Below are 19,609 nucleotides of genomic sequence, written 5' to 3' on the forward strand. Positions count from 1 at the left end.
CCGAGACCTGGGCCGTGATCCACGACGATTACACGCTTCCCGAGGACCAGCTCAAGACGTGGCAGGCGGAGCGCGACTCGTTCGTCGACGGCAAGCAGCTCATCGACAAGTATCACTGGGGCATCGGCGACCGGATCCAGATCAAGGGCTCTTACATCACCGGGACCCTCGACCTGGTCCTGCGCGGCGTGTACAAGGGGCCGGACGAGTCGAACATCTTCTTCCACAATAAATATCTGGAGAACTCCTCGATCGGCCGGCTGGAGCGGACCGGCATCTTCTTCCTGCGCACGAAGACGCCCGAGCAGGTGCCGGTCGTCTGCGACGCGATCAACAAGATGTTCGAGAACAGCGAGGCGCCGGTGAAGGCGATGCCGGAGAAGCAGTTCATGCTGCAGTTCGCCGAGATGATGGGGAACGTCAAGCTCCTGATTCGGAGCATCGCCCTCGTCGTCCTGTTCACGGTCGTCCTGATCGTCGCCAACTCGGTGGCGATGAGCGCGCGCGAGAGGACGACGCAGATCGCCGTGATCCGCGCCCTCGGCTTCAGGCGGGGTCAGGTGCTGGGGCTGGTCCTGTCCGAGGCGATGGTCCTGGCCCTGCTCGGCGGCCTGGTCGGCGTCCTGTTCTCCATACCGTTCACCCACATGCTGGTGGAGGGGATGAAGCACTCGCCCGTGGCGCCGCTCGCCTACAACATCCACATCTCGGCGGCCACGCTCCTGACCGCGTTCGTCGCGGCGGTCGCCATCGGCATCGTCTCCGGATTCGTGCCGGCCATCCGCTCGGCGCGCGTGTCGATCGTCGACGGTCTCAGGCAGGTGGCGTGATGTGGATCCCGATCAAGTACAACCTGCGCAATCTCGTCGTCCGCAAGGTCTCGACGGCGATGACGGTGCTCGGGATCGCCCTGGTCGTGACGGTCTTCCTGCTCGTCATGTCGCTGGCCGAGGGGGTGCGCAAGACCCTCAGCACCACGGTGTCGGCGAAGAACGTCATCGTGCTGCGCGTCGGAGCCCAGTCGGACGTGCAGAGCTACGTCAGCTTCGACCAGTTCGAGGCGATCCGCACGCTCGAGGGGATCGAGCGCGGCAAGGACGGCCAGCCACTGGCGTCGCCGGAGACGGTGGTCCTGATCAACATTCCGCGCAAGGACGGCAAGCGGACGAACGTCATCGTGCGGGGCGTCGGCCCGGAGGCGTTCACCCTGCGCGGGGACAATGTGCGCGTCGTCGAGGGGCGTATGTTCCAGAGCGGGACCGCCGAGGCGATCGTCTCGACGCGTCTCAAGGAGCGCTTCGCCGACATGGTGATCGGCCGCACCATCACGGCCGGCTCGGAGCACTGGACGGTGGTCGGGGTGTTCGACGCGGCCGGGTCGCCCTACGACTCGGAGATGTGGGCCGACCTGCACAATGTGCAGGACCAGGCTCACCGCAACACCGGGTACAGCAGCGTCCTGGTGCACGCGACCGACAGCGGCAGCGGGCGTGATCGGGTGATCGCCGCGGTGAAGGACGACCAGAGGATCAAGCTGGAGGCCAAGCCCGAGACCGAGTATTTCGAGAAGCAGATGGGGACCGCCAAACCGATCCAGTTCCTGGCCTACTTCGTCGCCGTCATCATGGCGATCGGCGCCTCGTTCGGCGCCATGAACACGATGTACGCGCAGGTCTCGGCCCGCACGCGCGAGATCGCCACGATGCGGGCCCTCGGCTTCTCGCGCACGGTCGTCCTGACCTCGTTCGTGCTGGAGTCGACGACACTCGGCCTGCTCGGCGGTCTGTGCGGCGCCCTCCTCGCCGCCCTGGTCGTGCGCTCGATCCTGACCGCGCCCACCGGCACCAGCAATTTCGCGACCTTCGCCGAGATCATGTTCAACTTCGAGCTGACCGTCCCGCTGATCGTCTCCGGCGTGATCTTCTCCCTCGCGATGGGATTGTTCGGCGGGCTCCTGCCGGCCGCCCGGGCCGCGCGTCTGAAAATCGTCAACGCACTTCGCGAAGCCTAGTGGACCAGCACGGCGCGACCGCGCTCGAGCCGATCACCACCGCCGTGGTCCCCGACGCGCGCCCCCGCCTGAATGCGCTCTCCCGCGCGGAGCCCCTGACGCTCGTCGCGCTCTTCGGGGCGATGGTCATTCTGCGCATCGCATACGCGTCCGCCTACCCCATCGATTCGGACGAGCCGCAGCACCTGCACGTCGCCTGGGCCTGGACGAAGGGGCTTCTCCCCTATCGCGACGTCTTCGACAACCACGCCCCCCTCTTTCACATCCTGAGCGCGCCGCTGGTGGCGCTGATCGGGGAGAACCCGCGCATCCTGGTGTTCATGCGGCTCGCGATGACGCCGTTGTTCGCGGCGGCGCTCGCCGCGACGTTCCTCGTCGGCCGGCGCCTGTTCGGCGGGCGCGCCGGGCTGTGGGCCGCAGCGATCTGCGGACTGAGCCCGACCTTCTTCTTCAAGTCGCTGGAGTACCGCACCGACGTCCTGTGGGCCGCCGTCTGGGTCCTGGCGATCGCGTTTGTGCTCTGCGGGCCGCTCGAGGCGCGGCGCGGCTTCGGGGCCGGGATCCTGTTCGGCTGCTGTCTGGCCGTGTCGCTGAAGAGCGTGATGCTCTTTTCGTCCCTGGCGTTCGCGGCGGTGTCGGTCCTTCTGCTCCTGCCCCGGGCCGGCGGGGGCGCGCGCCGCCGCGCTCTCCCGTACGGCCTGTCGGTCCTGGCCGGCGCCCTCCTGCCGCCCGCGGCGATCGTTCTGTACTTCGCGTCGCGAGGCGCGCTCGGGGCGCTGGTCGACTGCACGATCCGGCACAACCTGCTGCCGGGGGTCGGGCGATGGGGATATTCGATCAGGATCTACTTGCTGGTGCCGATCCTCGGCCTGCTCCTCGCCGCCGCCCGCTTCATCATCAAGCGCTTCCCCGGCGATGGAGCACGCGCGGCGTTCCTCCTGCTTCTGGCGGGCTCGCAGTACGTGCTCCTTTCGACCGTCTGGCCGGTGCACACGCGCCAGGACCTCCTGCCGTTCTATCCGCTGTTCGCGCCGCTTCTCGCCGGGGCTCTGCTGGCGGGCGGTGCGTGGATCTGGACGGCACGGCGCGCGGCGCTCGTCCCCGGACTCCTCGCATGCCTCGAGCTCGTCCTCCTGCCGGCCCTCTCGCCGGTGGCGGCGCACGCCACGGAGCCGCAGGAACGGCGGCTTCGTGAGGTCCTGGCCCTGACCGGCCCGCAGGACTTCGTGCTCGACCTGAAGGGGCAGGCCGTGTTCCGAAACCGTCCCTTCTACTATGCTCTCGAGACGATGACCCTCGAGCGGATGTCGCGGGGACTGATCCGGGACACGATCCCGGAGCGCTGCATCGAGACCGGCACCTGCGTGGCCCCGGCCGACATCGCGGGGTTCCCGCCGCGGGCCCGTCGCTTCCTGCAGGACTATTACGTCGTGGTGGGTGCCTGGAGGGTGGTCGGGGCCGTGGTCGACCCCGCGACCGCGCCCGCAGGCGCGCCGCTGCGCTTCGACATCCCGATGCGCGCCCGCTACGCGGTCGTGGCGGAATCGGGCGGCCTCCCCGGGGCGATCGACGGCCTGCCGTACGATCGCCCGCGCGATCTTCTTCCCGGCCACCACGAGCTGCGGCCTGCCCCCGGCACCGGCCGCGTGGCGATCCTGTGGGCGCAGGCGACGGAGCGGGGCTTCTCCCCCTTCGCTCCAGCCGGAGCGGCACGATGACCTGGGACGGGCCCGCGGCCGGCGAGCGCGTGCTGCTTCTCGCACCGCATCCCGACGACGAGACGCTCGCCGCGGGAGGCCTCGTGCAGAGGGCGCTGGCGCGCCAGGGGGAGGTCGTCGTGGTCTTCGCCACCGACGGCCAGAACAATCCCTGGACTCAGCGTCTGGTGGAGAGGCGTCTGCGGGTGGGGCCGGAGGACTGCGCCCGGTTCGGCCAGAGACGGCGCCGGGAGGCGCTCGCGGCCCTGGCCGAGCTGGGAGTCCCCGCCGACAACGCCGTCTTCCTCGGTCTTCCCGACGGGGCGATCACCGACGTCCTCCTGGCGGGCGGGGAATCGGCCGTCGACCGGATCGAGGCGCTCCTCCTCGAGAGGCGAACGACCCTTCTGGTCGCCCCCTGCCTGTTCGATCTGCATCCCGATCACAGCGCACTCGCGGTCCTCGTGCGGCTGGCCCTGGCCCGTCTCGAGCCTGCACGACGCCCGGCTCTTTTCAGCTACCTGATCCATTGCGTGCGCCGGTCACCGGACGCGGGCGCGCCAAACGGCCCGGCGGCCGTGCGATTCGAGCCGAATGAACAGGAGAAGGAACGAAAGCGCCGCGCCATCCGCTGTCACGCCACGCAGCTCACCGTGCATCGTCGCAAGTTCCTGTCGACCACCGAACGATCGGAGATCTTCTACCGCGGCGAAGCCGCTCCCGAGCTGGACGGTCTCCACCCCGTCCGCCGTGTGCGGCTGGACCCGGATGTCCTGCATCTCGATCTGGTGCTGCGCCCGCGCCTGGGCGCCTTCGGACGCCCGACTCTGCGTCTGGCGGCCGGCCGGCCAGGACAAAGACAGAGCCTGTCGTTCCCGCTGCGCTGGAGGCGCGGGGGGGCCGACGTGAAGGACCTCCTGACCGACGCGACGCGCGGACGGGCCTCCCTTCGAGGCGACCGGCGCGGCGGGATCGTCGAGGTGCCGGTCCAGGCGCTGCCCGGAGCGGGTCCGATCTACGTCAAGCTGGAGCGACGATTCGGGTTCTTCGACGAGGGGGGCTGGCTCGAGGTCGGGGATCCGCACCGGCCCTGAGCGGGCCCGGTCGCCGGTCAGCGACCGGGATGCGAGGGCCTCTCGATGCGGCAGGCGCGCGCCACGCCGTCGCGGTACAGGAGCCAGAGGTCGAGGCTTCTCGAGAGCACGCGCCTTATACGGTCGGCCACCGTCGGCGAGCCGGCGTGATCGAGCACCATCTTCCAGGCCATCTTGCGATGACCGGTCTCGACCATGTGATGCGCCCGCTTCAGATCGAGGAAGCGCGGGTCCACTCCGTAGTGCTTCACCAGGGCGTTGCTCCGGAGCTCGGCTTCGAGGTCGACCGGATCCTCCGGCTCGGGCGCGCCGATCCTGCGTCGATCGTCCACGCTCCCCTCGATGAAGATGGTCACCAGCGCGGCCCCCTCGATCCAGGGACGGCGCGTGGTGACCTGGTCGATGAAGGCGCGGTAGGCGGCCGCTTCCGGCAGGAGATCGATGCCGCTGAAGCGGGAGCGCGGGAAGCCCAGTCCTTCCATCATGACGACGAACAGCTCGGGGTGGGGCACCCCCTTGCTCAGCTTGCCGGTCTCCTCCTCGTACATGTTCTCCGCGAGGTCCTGCCGGACTTCGGGGTGCGGGCAGCGCGAATGGACCCGGCTCAGGAACACCGGGAAGTCGCGCACGTAGACATCGAACTCCTGCTGGAAATGAAGGAGGAGCTGCGGACGGGTCGCGTGACCCTCGTTGAAGTGGGGCCAGGCCCAGTGATTCTTCCTGTCCATGATCGACAGGAGATCGTCCTGCAACTCATGCAACCGGGCGACGGCAAGGGGCATGGGCGCTCCCGACACACCAAAGGCGCGACGCTCTCAGGCCGCGCGCCCGGGGATCATGGTGCCCGCCCGGCTCGAAATCAAGAGACCCGGGCGGCGCGATCTCACGACGGGGGCGTCTGGGCCGGTGGGTCTTCCGGCGGCGGAGTCGGGGTGGGCGCCGCTTCCGCCGGCGGGGCCGGCGCCTCCTCGGCCGCGTGACCCGCGGCGCCCTCCGCACCGTCCCCGGCAGACGCGGGGGACGCACCCTCGGCCGGCGTCTCCGCGACCGGCGGCGGGATCCTGAACGGCACACCCGCGGGGGTCAGGCCCGGCGGCGGGGCCGGGGGCTTCGCCGGCCGGCCCTGACGGACGCTGCGCGGCGCCTCCTGTCCGGCGTCCGGAAGGAGGAATCCCGGCGGCGGCACGACGATCAGGCGCTCCCCCGGCAGGAGCGAGCGGTACACCTCCTGCGCCGGGGTCTCGTCGAGATGGACCGTGACGCTCAGGAGGATCTCCCCCCCGCCCGCCGTGCCTCGAGACCACGAACGAGGCCACCACGACAGGACGCCGCGCACGCCGGTCTTCTTCTCGGGGATCCCCTCGATCCTGACGACGACAGGCTGCTGGAACGTCAGCGCGTAATCGGCCGGCGCCTCCGGCGGCAAGGCGTCGGCCACGTTCTCGTCCGCGGCCCCCTGCTCGATCTGCTCGGGTGTGAGCGGCGACAGGCGCGGGTCTTTATCCTTCTCCTTCAGAGTCACGATGCCGGCGAGGGACAGCGGTCCCGGAACGCCTCCTTCCCCGGTGCGTCGCAGCCCGTCGATGTCGATCTCCCGCACCGGGATCTCGCGCAGCGTCATCCCAAAAAGCTCCTGGCGCAGTCGCTTCGATTCTGCGTCCACCACGAGGTACGGTTTGCGCGATCGCGCCAGGGCGAGCTCGCTCTCGAGGAGCGCGACCCTGCGCCGCAGCGCCGCGAGATCGGCGCGGGTGAACTGCGGGGCGGGGCGGGCGGCTCCCGTGCCGGCCGCGCTCGAGTCCCCGGAATCCGGCGGCGCCGCCAGGAGAGCGACCAGGGAGAGGGCGAGCGCGGTCCCCTTCACGAGGCTCCTCAAAAGATGTACACCTGCGTCCCGATCCGCACCGTCTTGTACACAGTCTCGAGATCCCGGTCCCCCAGCCGGACGCAGCCATGGGTGATGCTGAGCCCCAGCGCCCTCTCGTACAACGTTCCGTGGACCAGGTAACCGTCGCCCAGGTCCATGGCGTAGGCGCCCAGCTCGGTCGGGGCGAGCCGGGCCGCGAGATCCCGCGGGATCGGCTCCCCCTCCTCCAGGAACGCCCAGTCCGGCTTGACCCAGACCGGGTTCGGGTACTTGGCCCGGATGGTGAATTCGCCGCGAGGCGTGTCGAACACCCACATGCGGCGGCGGACCGGGTCGGAGAGGGCCCGACCGCTGCCGGTGGAGCAGACCGCCTCGTGCACCTTCTCGCCGTTCTTGTAGATCGACAGAAGATTCCGCCCCGTGTCGATCACGATGTAGGTCCCGGTGGGACGGAACGCCGCGATCTGGCTCGAGAGAGACTCGGCGCGCTGCTGCAGCGCGCGATACTCCCGCTGCTCCGCTGCGGTCAGGGGCGTCGTGTCGGGTGGAGGGGTCTCGTGCCGCAGGAGGTGCATCCGGTACACGAGGGCGAACAGAAGGAGGATCAGGAGAAGTGTTCCGGTCACGACGCCGGCCCGGCGCAGCCGGACGCCCTGCGAAGGCGGCGCGTCCATGGGGAACCGGCTCACGGAAGGACCTCCACGGGGATCGTCCCGACGATCGTCACCGCGGTCCCGACACGCACACGCGGGACGAGGTCGTCCATGTCGTCGTTGTCCAGGGCCACGCACCCCTTCGTCCAGTCCTGGCTGCGGCCGCCGTGCCCATGGATCTCGATCAGACTGCCGATGTCGTCGCGGCGCGACACGCGACCGGCGCGCTTCAGCCTCTTGAAACGCGCCAGATCCTCGGCGTTGGGGTAGTCGAGCATCAGGGCACGATAGTAGTGCGTCTGGCTCGGGCCGCGCACCTCGGTGATCCGGTAGCGCCCCTCAGGCGTCGCATCGTCGCCGGCCCTCACCTTGCTGTTCATCGCGCCGATCCCGAGATCGACCGGATAGATCGCCAGCTCATCCTGCCGGCGGTACACCAGGAGCTCGCGGCGCAGCTTGTCCACCAGGATGACCGGCTCGCCGGTGCGCCCGCTGTCGCGCAGCGTCTCCTTCACCCAGCGTCCCCAGTCGGCGCGCCGGGGGCTCGTCGTGTAGGAGTCGAACAGCAGATTGATCGCCGCCACCGCCTGGGCGAGACGGGCGCGGCCGCGCTCGGCCGCCGCCTCCGACCTCTCGAACTGGCTTCTGTCGAAGGCGCTCCTGGCTTCACCGAGCGCGATCTCGACCTGCAGGAGGTCATCGACGCGATCGGAGTCGCCGACGTGACGCGCCAGCGTCGAGGCGCGCGGCAGGGCCGCGGCGAGGTCGTCGATCGCCGCGCGCGCCCGCGCGCGCGTCCTGGCCCGCATGGCACCCGCCTGGAAGGCGCAGCTTTCGGCGGCCAGACGGGCCTGGAAGGCGAGACGGGCGGCTTCGTCATAATCGCGTCGCAGCGCCGACCGGTGGTCCTGCACCCGCACCTCGGTCTCGGCTCGCAGGAGGACCGAGCGGGCGGCGGTGCACAGGTCGTGAGCGCGCTCCACCCCCTGCACCTCGCCCGCGCGCGTCATCGCCGAGCGCGCCACCTCCAGATCGTCCTGAGGGGGCCGCCCGCAGGCGAACCCCAGACCGCCCAGGAGGGCGAGGGCCAGGCCTGTGAAACGGACCCGAGAGGACGACACGAAGGATGTGCGCGGGAGGATCGTGGGGGGAGGCAGGACCCCGGCCCGCGTCACGCGGGCCGGGGCACCACCCAGGACAGGCTTACGCCTTCTTGGGGTGGACGCCACTTCGCTTCTTCTTCGCCTCCTCCAGCTTGTCGGCGATCGAGGTCGCCTTCTCCTTGACCGAGTTGGCGCTCTCGAGGGCCTTCTTGTAGTCCTCGGACGCGAAGCCCTGCTTGGCCTGCTCGAGCGTTCCGCGGAGCGTCTCGAGATCGCTCTTGTACAGCGCCAGATCGGCCTTCGAATCCTTGCTCACCGGCGCCACCTTGAGGTTCCCCTCGGCCGTCTGCAGCGCGGTGTCGGCCGCCGCGATCGACGCTTCGGCGTCCTTCTTGGCCTGCTCCTTGTTCGCCGCCGCCGCCGTCGTCGCCTTCGCCGCCTCTTCCCTGGCCTTGGCCAGAAGCTCCTTCGCCTTGTCGTAGTTCTTCATCCACTTGCCGTTCTGCTCCTGGATTTCGGCGTCCGCCGCGGTCATCGCCTGATCGGCGGCCTGGAACTCGTTCGGGGACCAGGTCTCCGCCTGGACCTGCCTCGCCTTGTCCATGTCGGCCTTGGCGGCGTCTATGTCCTCCTGCGGGGCCTTGGCACAGGCGACCGCCGCGACGGCAACCAGCGCAACGATGGAGATGATGCTCAAGCGTCTGTTCATAGTGTGGATGCTCCTCATGGAAGTGTTTTCCGCCTCCTTTCTCGACTCAGGAGGGCAGAGGATATCAGAAACGGGACGTCCAGTGTCCTCAGCCGTGGATCAGCTCGGCCGCCCTGCGGGTCGCGCGGACCACGGCCTTGATGAGGGTCACGCGCAGCCCTCCCTCCTCCAACTCCAGGAGCCCGTCGATCGTACACCCGGCGGGTGTCGTGACGATGTCCTTCAGCTTGGCGGGATGCTCGCCCGTCTGCAGCACCATCGAGGACGCCCCCAGGACCATCTGGGCGGCCAGGATGGTGGCCACGTCGCGCGGCAGCCCCACCTTGACGCCCCCTTCGGCGAGCGACTCGATGACCACGTAGATGTACGCGGGCCCCGAGGCCGACAACCCCGTCACCGCATCCATGTGACGCTCGTCCAGGATGATGCAGCGCCCCAGCGGCTCGAAGATGCGGCGGGCGATCTCGAGGTGGTGGGCGTCCGCGAAGCGCCCGCGGCACACGGCCGTCATCCCCTGGCGCACGAGACACGGCGTGTTCGGCATGGCGCGCACGACCGGCACGCGCGGGCCGAGCCGCTTCTCGATGAAGGCCGTGTCGACCGAAGCGGCGACCGACAGGACGAGCTGCCGGCGCGTCACCCGCCCTCGGATCGCACGCAGAACTTCCTCCATCGCCTGCGGCTTCACCGCCAGGATGACGACCGCCGCCCCCCGCACGGCGCCGGCGTTGTCGAGAGTCGTCGCGATCTTCAGGCGCGATGTCAGCGATTCCAGGCGCTCCGCGTGCTTGGCCGTGGCGACAAGCTGATCGCGTGTGACCAGTCCGGAGTCGATGATCCCGGCGATCAGACTCTCGCCGAGCTTCCCCGCGCCCAGGACGGCGATCCGGCCCAAACCCTTCTGTTTCATCGCGCCAACCCCGCAAAAGTCCGCATAGTCTAGCACCTGGGAGCGCCCGGGCGCGCAATTCCGGCGCGCCCAGCCTCGCGTCGACGTCCGGACAGGGCCGTTCCCGCGCGCCGAAGACTCTGGCGTTCAGTTTGCATGATTTGTCAGTCAGGGTCGGGCCATGTATATTCAACGTATGCACACAGCCGGTCGCCTCCTTGCGGTCCTGACCGTAACGGCCCTCCTTTCGCCCTGGGTTCCCTCGATACTCTGCGCCCGGCCCGGGGCGGCGGCGATGCCCTGCTGCAAGACCCAGGCGCCATGCCATTCCCAGATGGGGGCGAAGAGTTGCTGCTCGGTCGAGCGCGCACCGGCCGCTCCGGGTACGTCGCCTGGAACTCCGGCTCCTCCGGCCGCCTCCGGGCAGGGCAAGCGGGCGCAGCCGGTGCATGCCGATCGCCCCGGGGTCGATCTTTCCTCGGGCTTCGACCGGGCGCGGACCGACCGTCTGTGGTACCTCCCGGCTCACGATCGGTCGGCCCCTGTGTTCCTCCGTAACGTTTCGATCCTGCGCTGATCTCGCTTCTCCTCGGCCTCCAATCCACCGACTGACGATCTGAATCTCCGATTTCGCGCGTGTCGTCCCGAGGCAAGGGCGACTCCGCGCCGTTCGAGGTGTTCCATGAAAACTTTCCTGCCGGTTCTGCTGGCGGTCCTGCCCGCGCTGAGCACGGCGGCCGGGGCCCCGGACAAACCCGTCTCCGCGGACCTGGCGGACCTGCTCCGCCAAGCGGAGTCGTCGAGCCCGGCGATCCGGGCCGCGGAGGCGCGGGCCCTGGCCGCCCGCCGGGGGCCGTCCCAGGCGCAGGCGCCCCCCGATCCGGAGGTCAGCCTGTCGTACCTCAACGATGGGATCTCGCGCTTCACTCTCGGTCAGAGCGAGTTCTCCACCCTGTCGATCACCTGGACCCAGGAGTTTCGTTACCCCGGGAAACTGGCGGGCGCCGGTGAGGTCGCCACCCTGGACGCGGAGCGGGCGGGGAAGGAATTCGAACGCGCGCGACTGCTGGTCGCGGCCGCCGTCAAGACCGCCTACGCCGAGTTGTACCGGCTCGATCGGACGCGCTCCATCCTCGAGGAGAGCCGCTCGGTGCTCGAGACGTTCTCGCAGTCGGCCCGGAAGCGTTACGAGGTCGGCGAGGGGATCCAGGAGAGCGTCCTCAAGGCGCAGACCGCGGTCCTGCGCCTCGAGGCCGAGATCGCCCGCGTTGAGCAGGACCGGAGGACGGCCGAGGTCGGCTTGAACGCCGTCGTCGGCCGCGCCGCCGACCTGCCGGTCGGTGAGGCCACTTTTCTTCCGGAAGGAACCCTGCCCGCCGACGAGATGGATCTGGCCGAGATCGCCGTGACCGCGTCGCCGGAAGTCGCGACCCTTGACACGGCGGAACGGCGCCAGGAAGCGAAACTCCGGTTGGCGCGCCTCGACCTGCGACCCGATTTCATCTGGTCGGCTTCCTACCAGAATCGCGACGGCCTCGATCCGATGGTCATGGGATCGTTCGGCGTTCGCCTGCCGCTGCACAGAGACAGGAAGCAGGCGCAGGCGGTGGCGCAGGAAGAATCCGAGCTCCTGGCGGCGCGTCAGGACCTGGCCGGCGGCAAGGTGCGCACGCGCGCCTCTGTCCTCGAACTTGTCTCGCGCGTCAGGCGCGCCGATCGCCTGCTCTTCCTCCTCGGGCAGGGTGTGCTCCCGCAGGCCGAAAGCACCCTGGAGTCGGCGCGAGCGTCGTATTCCTCGGGGCGGATCGGCTTTCTCGACGTGCTCGACGACCTCAGAGCGCTTCTGAACGATCGCATCGAGATCGCGACCCAGGAAGCGGAGCGGATGCAGGCCCTCTCCGCGCTCGAGCCGCTTCTGGTTCGCGAGCTCATCCACATTCCGGCGGCTGACGCCGAGGCGGGAGGTCCCCGTGCCCTCGACCGCTAGGTACCGCTTCGCCTCGATCGTCGTGGCCTTCATTCTCGGCGGGCTGACGGCTGTCGGCGTGGCCTCGCTCTACCGGGGCCGCCACCAGTCGGGCCTGGTCGCTTCGTCCGGCGTGAAGGCCGTCTATCACTGCCCGATGCACCCGAGCATGCAGTCCGACCGGCCGGCCGATTGTCCGATCTGCGGCATGCGGATGGTTCCAGTGGAGACGGCGGGGGCCACGCGCGCGCCGATGCCCAAGAGAGTGATCTACCGATCCACGATGAACCCTTCTGAAGTCTCGGACAAACCGGGCAAGGATTCGATGGGAATGGAGATGGTGCCGGTCGAGATGCAGGAGCAGCCGGAGGAGACACCGCGGGTCGAGGGGCACGCGGTCGTGTCGATCCCGGCGACCAGGCAGCGACTCATCGGCGTCAGGACGCAGGTGGTCGAGAAGGCTCCCTTCATCCGCGAGATTCGCGCGCTGGGACGGGTCGCGGTCGACGAGACCCGTCTGCATCACGTCCACACCAAGGTCGGCGGCTGGATCGAGACGCTCTACGCCCACGCCACAGGCGAGAAGGTCGTCCAGGGACAGCCTCTCCTGAGCATCTACAGCCCCGAGCTCGTTGCGTCGCAGGAGGAGTTCCTCGTCGCCCTCAGGGGCCGGAATGCCCTGGGGGAGGGGGTGCCTCCGGAGGCCGTGCAGCGGGCTGACGAGCTCCTCGAGAGCGCCCGCCGACGTCTGCTTCTCCTGGACCTGACGCCGGGGCAGATCCACCACCTCACCGAGACCGGGGAGGCATCGCGGGACCTCACCCTGTACGCCCCCATGTCCGGATACGTTCTGGCGCGCAATGTCACGCACGGCGAGCGGATTGAGGCGAATACGGCGCTCCTCGACATCGCCGACCTGTCGCGGGTCTGGGTGCTGGCGGCCGTCTACGAATACGAGGTCCCGTTCGTGAAGGTGGGACAGCCTGCGACCATGACACTTTCCTATCTGCCCGGGAAGGTACTGCGCGGTCGCGTGGGGCTGGTTTATCCGGTCCTCGACGCGGCCACGCGGACGGTGCAGGTCCGCCTCGAGTTTCCCAATCCCGGTCTGCAGCTGAAACCCGAGATGTACGCCGACGTGGAGCTCGAGAGCGACCTGGGACAAAGGCTGATCGTCCCCGAGACGGCGGTCCTTGCCACAGGCACGCGGGACATCGTCTTCGTGGATCGTGGCGACGGAGCGTTCGAGCCGCGCGAGGTCCGCCTCGGGCTGCGTCTGCCGGAGGCCGTCGAGGTTCTGGCGGGGCTGGCCGAGGGGGAACGGATCGTGACCTCGGGCAATTTCCTGGTCGATTCAGAGTCGCGCCTCAAGGCGGCCCTGGAGAGTGCGGCCCGGCCCGCCCCGTTGGCGTCGCCGGAGGGCGGGACGAAGGAGCCGTGATGGTCGAGCGCATCATCGAGTTCTCGGCGCACAACAAGTTCATCGTTCTGGTGCTGACGGTCGTGGCCGTCGGCATGGCGCTGTACGCCATGCAGAACGTCCCCCTCGATGCCATTCCCGATCTGTCGGACACCCAGGTCATCGTTTACTCGCGCTGGGACAGAAGCCCGGACATCATGGAGGACCAGGTCACCTATCCGATCATCACCGCACTTCTGGGGGCGCCGAAGGTCAAGTCGATCCGTGGCCTGTCGGACTTCGGATTCTCGTACGTCTACATCATCTTCCAGGACGGGACCGACATCTACTGGGCGCGCAGCCGGACGCTCGAGTACCTGAGCAAGATCATGCCGCGTCTGCCCGAGGGGGTGCGCACCGAGCTGGGGCCGGACGCCACCGGTGTCGGGTGGGTCTATCAGTACGCCCTGGTCGATCGGAAAGGTCTCCACGACCTCGCCGAACTGCGCTCCTTCCAGGACTGGTACCTGCGCTACTGGCTGCAAAGCGTTCCCGGCGTCGCCGAAGTCGTTTCGATCGGCGGCTTCCAGAAACAGTATCAGGTGAACGTCGACCCGAACGCCCTCCTGGCGATGAAGGTCCCTCTGCAGCGCGTGATCGAGGCGATCCGTCAGGGGAACAACGATGTCGGCGGCCGGCTGGTGGAGTTCTCGGGCGCGGAGTACATGGTCCGCGGACGCGGTTACGCGCGCTCCGTCTCGGACCTCGAGAACATCGTGGTGGGGGGAAACGACCGTGGGACGCCGGTTCTGGTGCGGGACGTGGCGCGGGTGGCCCTCGGCCCGGACATCCGCCGGGGCGTGGTGGACCTCGACGGCCAGGGGGACACGGTGGGCGGGATCGTCGTCATGCGCAGCGGCGAGAACGCGCTCAACGTCATCCACAGGGTGAAGGAGAAAATCGAGAGCGTCCGTCCCTCTCTTCTCCCCGGGGTCGAGCTGGTGACGACCTACGACCGCTCCGAGCTCATCCAGCGCTCCATCGACACTCTCAAGGAAGAGCTGCTGCTGGAGATGATCATCGTCAGCCTGGTCATCCTGGTCTTCCTGTGGCACATCCCTTCCGCCATCGTGCCGATCGTCACGATCCCGGTTTCGGTCGTGCTGGCCTTCATCCCGATGTATTTCATGGGACTCACCTCGAACATCATGTCCCTGTCCGGGATCGCGATCTCGATCGGCGTCCTGGTGGACGGCGCCATCGTCGAGGTCGAGAACGCCTACAAGAAGCTGCAGCTCTGGGTGGCCTCCGGGCGCGTGGCGGACTTCCACCGGGTGCGGCTGGACGCGCTCAAGGAGGTCGGCCCGTCGGTCTTCTACTCTCTTCTGGTCATCGCCGTGGCCTTCATGCCGATCTTCACGCTGGTCGACCAGGAGGGGCGCCTGTTCAAGCCGCTCGCCTACACCAAGACCCTCGCCATGGCGATCGCGGCCGTCCTCGCGGTCACGCTCGATCCGGCGATGCGGATGCTGTTCACGCGCATGGACAGGATGGACTTCCGGCCGCGCTGGCTCTCGCGGCTGACGCACCAGGTCGTGGTCGGCACCTACCACCCGGAGGAGAAGCACCCGATCAGCCGGATCCTGTTCAGGGTTTACGAGCCGGCCTGCCGTCTGGTCCTGGAATTCCCGAAGACCACGATCGCGTCGGCGCTGATCCTGGTCGTCCTGACGATACCCGTGTACGTCCTCCTGGGGTCCGAGTTCATGCCGCCGCTCGACGAGGGGTCGCTCCTCTACATGCCGACGACCATGCCGGGATTGTCGGTCACCGAGGCGGAGAAACTCTTGAAGACGATGGACGCCCTCATCGTCGAGGTGCCTGAGGTGGAGCGCGTGTTCGGGAAGGCGGGCCGCGCCGACACATCGACCGACCCCGCACCCCTGTCGATGTTCGAGACCACCATCCTCCTCAAGCCGCACGATGAGTGGCGCAAGAGACCACGCTTCTACTCCCGCTGGCCGGAATTCCTGCAGGCACCCCTGCGTCACATCTGGTGGGACCGGATCAACCGGGAGGATCTGGTCGACGAGCTGGACCGGAAGCTGCGCTTCCCCGGCGTGCCCAACATCTGGACGATGCCGATCAAGAACCGGACCGACATGCTCAGCACGGGCATCCGCACGCCCGTCGGCATCAAGATCTTCGGTTCGGACCTGGCGGTGATCGAGCGGATCGGCGCCGAGGTGGAGGGCGTCGTCAGGTCTGTGCGGGGGACGCGCAGCGTCTTCGCGGAACGTACGGCGGGCGGCTACTTCCTCGATTTCGACTTGAAGCGGGAGGCGCTGGCGCGCTATGGCCTGACGATCCAGGACGCCCAGATGGTGATCCAGTCCGCCATAGGCGGCGAGACCATCACGACGACGGTCGAGGGGCGCGAGCGTTATACCGTGAACGTCCGCTATGCCCCGGAGTTGCGGGACAGCCTGGACCGCCTGCAGCGGGTCATGGTGCCGACGATGTCGGGGGCGCAGATCCCGCTCGGCCAGATCGCCGACATCCGGTTGACTTCAGGGCCGGCCATGATCCGCGACGAGAACGGATTGCTCGCCGGATACGTCTACGTCGACGTCGCCGGCCGTGACATCGGCGGGTACGTCGAGGAGGCACGGCGCGCCGTCGCGGACAGGGTCCGGGTCCCGACCGGATACGCCCTCCAATGGAGCGGACAGTACGAGAACATGCTCCACGTGAGGGAGCGTCTGAAGATCGTCGTGCCGATCACCCTCTGCCTGATCTTCATCCTCCTGTACCTGAACATGAAATCGGCGGTGAAGGCGGGGATCGTGATGCTCGCGGTGCCGTTCTCGCTCGTCGGCGCGGTGTGGCTCCTGTACCTGCTCGGCTACAACGTTTCGGTCGCGGTCGGTGTCGGGATGATCGCCCTGATGGGCCTCGACGCCGAGACCGGCGTCTTCATGCTCCTGTTTCTCGACCTCGCTTACGACGACGCGGTCCGTGCCGGGAGGATGCGGACGCGCGGGGACCTGCGCGAGGCGATCGTCCACGGCGCGGTGAAGCGCATCCGTCCGAAGATGATGACCGTGACGGCGGCGTTCATGGGCCTCATGCCGATCATGTGGTCGCTCGGGACCGGGGCCGACATGATGAAGCGCGTGGTCGCCCCGATGGTGGGCGGATTGGCCACCAGCTTCATCCTCGAGCTGCTCGTCTACCCGCCGATTTATGAGATCTGGAAGTGGCGTCACCTGCGTGGCGCAGCCAGGAGCTACCCGTGATGGTGGTGCTCCATGCCCTTGGAGCCGAAGCGCAGTCTCAGAAACAACTGGGCCGACACCGGCCTTTCGCCGTAGACCGTGTCGAGCCTGTCGTCGAAGCGGTAGACGGTCACCCCTGCCCCCAGGGCGGTCTCCGCTTCCGTCAAGAGCGGCAGGTCGCGCATGTAGCCGAGAGTCAGCGCGTCGACCGCGGTGCGGCGGGCCGGCACCGATTCGGGGCGCTGCTCCTTGTTCAGGAGCTCGAACAGATCCCGATCCACCCTTTCGAGACGACCGTACACCGTGTGCTTCGTGGCGAACTTCCATGTCGCCTCGAGCGTGTTCCCCCACTCCACCAGGCCCCCCTCGAGGAGGTTGCGGCCGGCCACGAGCGTGGCCGCGACGAACCCCGCCGGGGCCGTCCGTTCATATTCGATCGAGGCGGTCTGACGGGTCTGATCCCCCTCCTCCAAGGCCTCGGGATGCTTCCGCCGCGCGGCCGAGACCTGGATGCGCAGCCCCGGCGCCGCCCGGAACCACACCCGGCCCGAGTAGGAGTCGAGACTCCCCTGCTCGATGTCCCAGCGGTTTTCGTCCGGCTCCTTTCCGTGGAAGATCGATCCCTCCGCGCTCCAGGGGCCGAGATCGATCCCGGTCGTGAGGACGTCGGCGGAGATGTGAGTCGAGTCCTGGTTGTGGTGTCCGAGGGGGGCCAGCGGATCGGCCGAGGCGGACAGTCGGTGCACGTAGGTCGTCGGTCCCACCGCGGGCTCCCCCCAGGGGGCCACGTACACCCGGAATCTTGACCGCTTCGTGAGATCGCGGCTCCACTCCGCCGCGAGCTGCACGAAGAGATCGTGCGGATGCTGGCGGTCGACCAGCAGGACGTCCTTGTAGGTCTCGCCGCGCTGGAACAGCTCGGGCGACCCCTGCGGCGGCACGGTCAGCGGCTCGGCCGTGAACGTGCCGAGGAGCGTCAGGGTCCACTTCCCCGCCGGTCGCGTGGCGATCAGCATCAGGTGATTCTGGGATTCGAAGTCCTGGTCTCCCGAACGCCCTCCCTGCCGGTTGGAGGTCAGGAACGCCCAGCCGTGCATCATCAGAGTGAAGCGCGAGCCGCCTGTCGCGGCGCGGACCCCGGCGCCGCCGGCCAGGAGGATCACGAGCGCGGCCACGACGGCTCGTCTCATCGCCCCGGCGTCTCCGGGATGTCGTAGACATAGTAGGCGTGCCCGACGATCGCCGACAGCCGGGCGTGCAGCAGCCAGTTCTCCGGTCCGTCACCGTGCAGCTCGCGCAGTCGGGCGCGCGCCCGGGCCAGGATGTGGGCGCTCAGGACGTAGACGCCCGGCTGGGGAGGCGCGAGCAGGTCGTCCACCCGCACCCCCATCGCCTCAACACCGTAGGTCTCGGGACGGATGCTGCCGAAGTAGCCGAGCCGCAGCGGACCCTGCGGCGGATGGGCGGCGAGCCACGTTCTCAACTGCTTCATCCCCTGTCCCCAGTCGACGTTGCTGTCGTCGAGCCAGCGCGGACCGCAGCGCCAGCCGCCGTCGAGGCCGAGACGCGACGGCTCCGTCACGCAGGCCAGCTCGTTGAAGTATGACAGGTGATCGGGGTAGATGGCGGTCCCCGCCACGACCGCCCAGACCGACAGGACTGCGGCGACGGCCCTTCGCCAGACGCCCCCCTCCCGCACCAGGAAGGCGAGACCCGCGCCCCCGGCCAGATGCAGAAAAGGGAGCACCGGGATGAGGTAGCGGAAGCCGAGATTGTCCGAGTAGATCGAATAGGCGAGGAAGAGGGCCAGCGGCGGGAGGAACAGGAAGGCACGGTCCATGTCCGGCAGCGCTCCGCGGCGCAGCACCGCCCACCCCCCGATCGCGGCCAGTGCTATCGCCGGCAGCGGCTCCTTCACGAGGTAGCAGACGAGGTAGTAGGTCAGGAAGTGCGGCTTGAAGGCGCCGGCCATGAACGCCTGATACGTCGGGTCGTGGTCGGCGTTGATGCGGCGGACCCCTTCGACGTACAGGAACGGGTTGCGCGGGAAGAGGTAGACGGCCTCGATGACGAGCGCCGCCAGGACAGCCATCGCCAGGAACGCATAGACGCACCAGACGAGCCGCTGACCGCCGTCCTCCGAGGCGAACGGGTCGACCAGACTCGAGGATCGGATCGGCGCCTCGGCCGGGATCCACCGTGTCGCCAGGATCAGGAGCGCCAGCGCCACCGGCAGGAGGATCAACGCCGAAAACTTGGTCGCGAGCATCAGCCCCAGAGCGAGGCCGCACAGGACGAGACGCTTCGGGCTGCGGTGATTGAGATACCACCACAGCGCGAACAGGGACAGGACCGTGAACGCGGCGAACCCGGAGTCCGTGGCGACCAGCGGAGCGTGCGCCAGGATGTTCGGATCGAAGACATACAGGAGGAGCGCGCCGGTCGCCGCCGTCGCTCCCAGGAGTCTCCTGCCCCAGGCGAAGATCAGGCCGCCGAGCAGGACCGCCAGCAGGATGAACGGCAGACGCGCCCGGAACATCACGCTGTTCGGATTGTTCCCGAAGATGACATCGCGGCCGAGCTGCCACTGGAAGAACACCGGCGGCGGGTCGCCGACGTTGTCCCAGTCCGCTCGCGTCATGGGAAAACGGGCTCCGGTCAGGACGAGCGGCAACGCGCCCAGCTCCTTGAGGAGGGGCGGATGCTGCGGGTTGACCCTGAAGTCGCGCATCGTCCAGTACGACAGACCGGCGCCGATGTGCGCCGGCTCATCGAAGGTCGGGGACTTGATCGGACTGGCCGTGATCATCTGCAGGAAGAAAACGGCGAGCAACAGCCACAGCAGCAGCGGGTGCCCCTGACCCGCGGAACGCCTCGTCATGGCGCGCATCCTAGCATGGGCTCCGCGGTTGACGGTCCCGGGGCCGTGCAGTAGCATCGCGC

General features: G+C 68.4%; 15 protein-coding genes. 7 read left to right on the forward strand and 8 right to left on the reverse strand.

Annotation, left to right across the window (positions count from 1 at the left end; all coding sequences use genetic code 11):
• The 4 genes from VEW47_10200 to VEW47_10215 form a co-directional block, all read left to right on the forward strand.
• The coding region (locus tag VEW47_10200; GenBank protein ID HYS05551.1) for an FtsX-like permease family protein at positions 1 to 830 on the forward strand (830 nt) is incomplete at its 5' end.
• Entirely contained in the window at positions 830 to 2,011 is a 1,182-nt protein-coding gene (locus VEW47_10205; GenBank protein ID HYS05552.1) for an ABC transporter permease, read from the forward strand. The genes VEW47_10200 and VEW47_10205, both read left to right, overlap by 1 nt.
• A complete protein-coding gene (locus tag VEW47_10210; GenBank protein HYS05553.1) occupies positions 2,011 to 3,729 on the forward strand; it encodes a glycosyltransferase family 39 protein in 1,719 nt (572 codons plus the stop codon). Before VEW47_10205 ends, VEW47_10210 begins: the two co-directional genes overlap by 1 nt.
• The gene (locus VEW47_10215; protein HYS05554.1) at positions 3,726 to 4,802 is read left to right on the forward strand and encodes a PIG-L family deacetylase; all 1,077 of its coding nucleotides are present in this window, start codon (positions 3,726 to 3,728) and stop codon (positions 4,800 to 4,802) included. The genes VEW47_10210 and VEW47_10215 overlap by 4 nt, the downstream gene beginning before the upstream one ends.
• A 17-nt stretch (positions 4,803 to 4,819) precedes the next feature.
• Here VEW47_10215 and VEW47_10220 read toward each other — a convergent pair whose 3' ends face one another.
• From VEW47_10220 to proC, 6 genes are all read right to left on the reverse strand, one after another.
• The gene (locus VEW47_10220) at positions 4,820 to 5,584 is read right to left on the reverse strand and encodes an iron-containing redox enzyme family protein (protein ID HYS05555.1); all 765 of its coding nucleotides are present in this window, start codon (positions 5,582 to 5,584) and stop codon (positions 4,820 to 4,822) included.
• 101 nt (positions 5,585 to 5,685) lie between these two features.
• On the reverse strand, positions 5,686 to 6,666 hold the full coding sequence (locus VEW47_10225; protein HYS05556.1) for a hypothetical protein: 981 nt from the start codon (positions 6,664 to 6,666) through the stop codon (positions 5,686 to 5,688).
• 8 nt (positions 6,667 to 6,674) lie between these two features.
• On the reverse strand, positions 6,675 to 7,358 hold the full coding sequence (locus tag VEW47_10230; protein ID HYS05557.1) for a L,D-transpeptidase: 684 nt from the start codon (positions 7,356 to 7,358) through the stop codon (positions 6,675 to 6,677).
• On the reverse strand, positions 7,355 to 8,497 hold the full coding sequence (locus tag VEW47_10235; GenBank protein HYS05558.1) for a L,D-transpeptidase: 1,143 nt from the start codon (positions 8,495 to 8,497) through the stop codon (positions 7,355 to 7,357). The genes VEW47_10230 and VEW47_10235 overlap by 4 nt, the downstream gene beginning before the upstream one ends.
• Positions 8,498 to 8,525: 28 nt before the next feature.
• Positions 8,526 to 9,134, reverse strand: coding sequence for a hypothetical protein (locus VEW47_10240; protein ID HYS05559.1), 609 nt, complete (start codon positions 9,132 to 9,134; stop codon positions 8,526 to 8,528).
• A gap of 88 nt (positions 9,135 to 9,222) precedes the next feature.
• Positions 9,223 to 10,044 (reverse strand): pyrroline-5-carboxylate reductase, encoded by an 822-nt coding sequence (proC, locus tag VEW47_10245; protein HYS05560.1) that lies wholly within the window; start codon positions 10,042 to 10,044, stop codon positions 9,223 to 9,225.
• Between the two features lie 661 nt (positions 10,045 to 10,705).
• Here proC and VEW47_10250 point away from each other — a divergent pair.
• From VEW47_10250 to VEW47_10260, 3 genes are read left to right on the forward strand one after another with little or no spacing between them, the layout of a single operon-like run.
• A complete protein-coding gene (locus VEW47_10250) occupies positions 10,706 to 12,010 on the forward strand; it encodes a TolC family protein (protein HYS05561.1) in 1,305 nt (434 codons plus the stop codon).
• Positions 11,994 to 13,430 (forward strand): efflux RND transporter periplasmic adaptor subunit, encoded by a 1,437-nt coding sequence (locus VEW47_10255; GenBank protein ID HYS05562.1) that lies wholly within the window; start codon positions 11,994 to 11,996, stop codon positions 13,428 to 13,430. The genes VEW47_10250 and VEW47_10255 overlap by 17 nt, the downstream gene beginning before the upstream one ends.
• Entirely contained in the window at positions 13,430 to 16,687 is a 3,258-nt protein-coding gene (locus tag VEW47_10260) for a CusA/CzcA family heavy metal efflux RND transporter (GenBank protein HYS05563.1), read from the forward strand. The genes VEW47_10255 and VEW47_10260 overlap by 1 nt, the downstream gene beginning before the upstream one ends.
• Here the strand turns inward: VEW47_10260 and VEW47_10265 are convergent.
• Entirely contained in the window at positions 16,678 to 17,856 is a 1,179-nt protein-coding gene (locus VEW47_10265) for a hypothetical protein (GenBank protein ID HYS05564.1), read from the reverse strand. The genes VEW47_10260 and VEW47_10265 overlap by 10 nt on opposite strands.
• A complete protein-coding gene (locus VEW47_10270; protein ID HYS05565.1) occupies positions 17,853 to 19,547 on the reverse strand; it encodes a glycosyltransferase family 39 protein in 1,695 nt (564 codons plus the stop codon). The genes VEW47_10265 and VEW47_10270 overlap by 4 nt, the downstream gene beginning before the upstream one ends.
• Between the last annotated feature and the right edge of the window lie 62 nt (positions 19,548 to 19,609).

Source organism: Candidatus Dormiibacterota bacterium, assembly GCA_035635555.1.
Classification (GTDB): Bacteria; Acidobacteriota; Polarisedimenticolia; order Gp22-AA2; family Gp22-AA2; genus Gp22-AA3.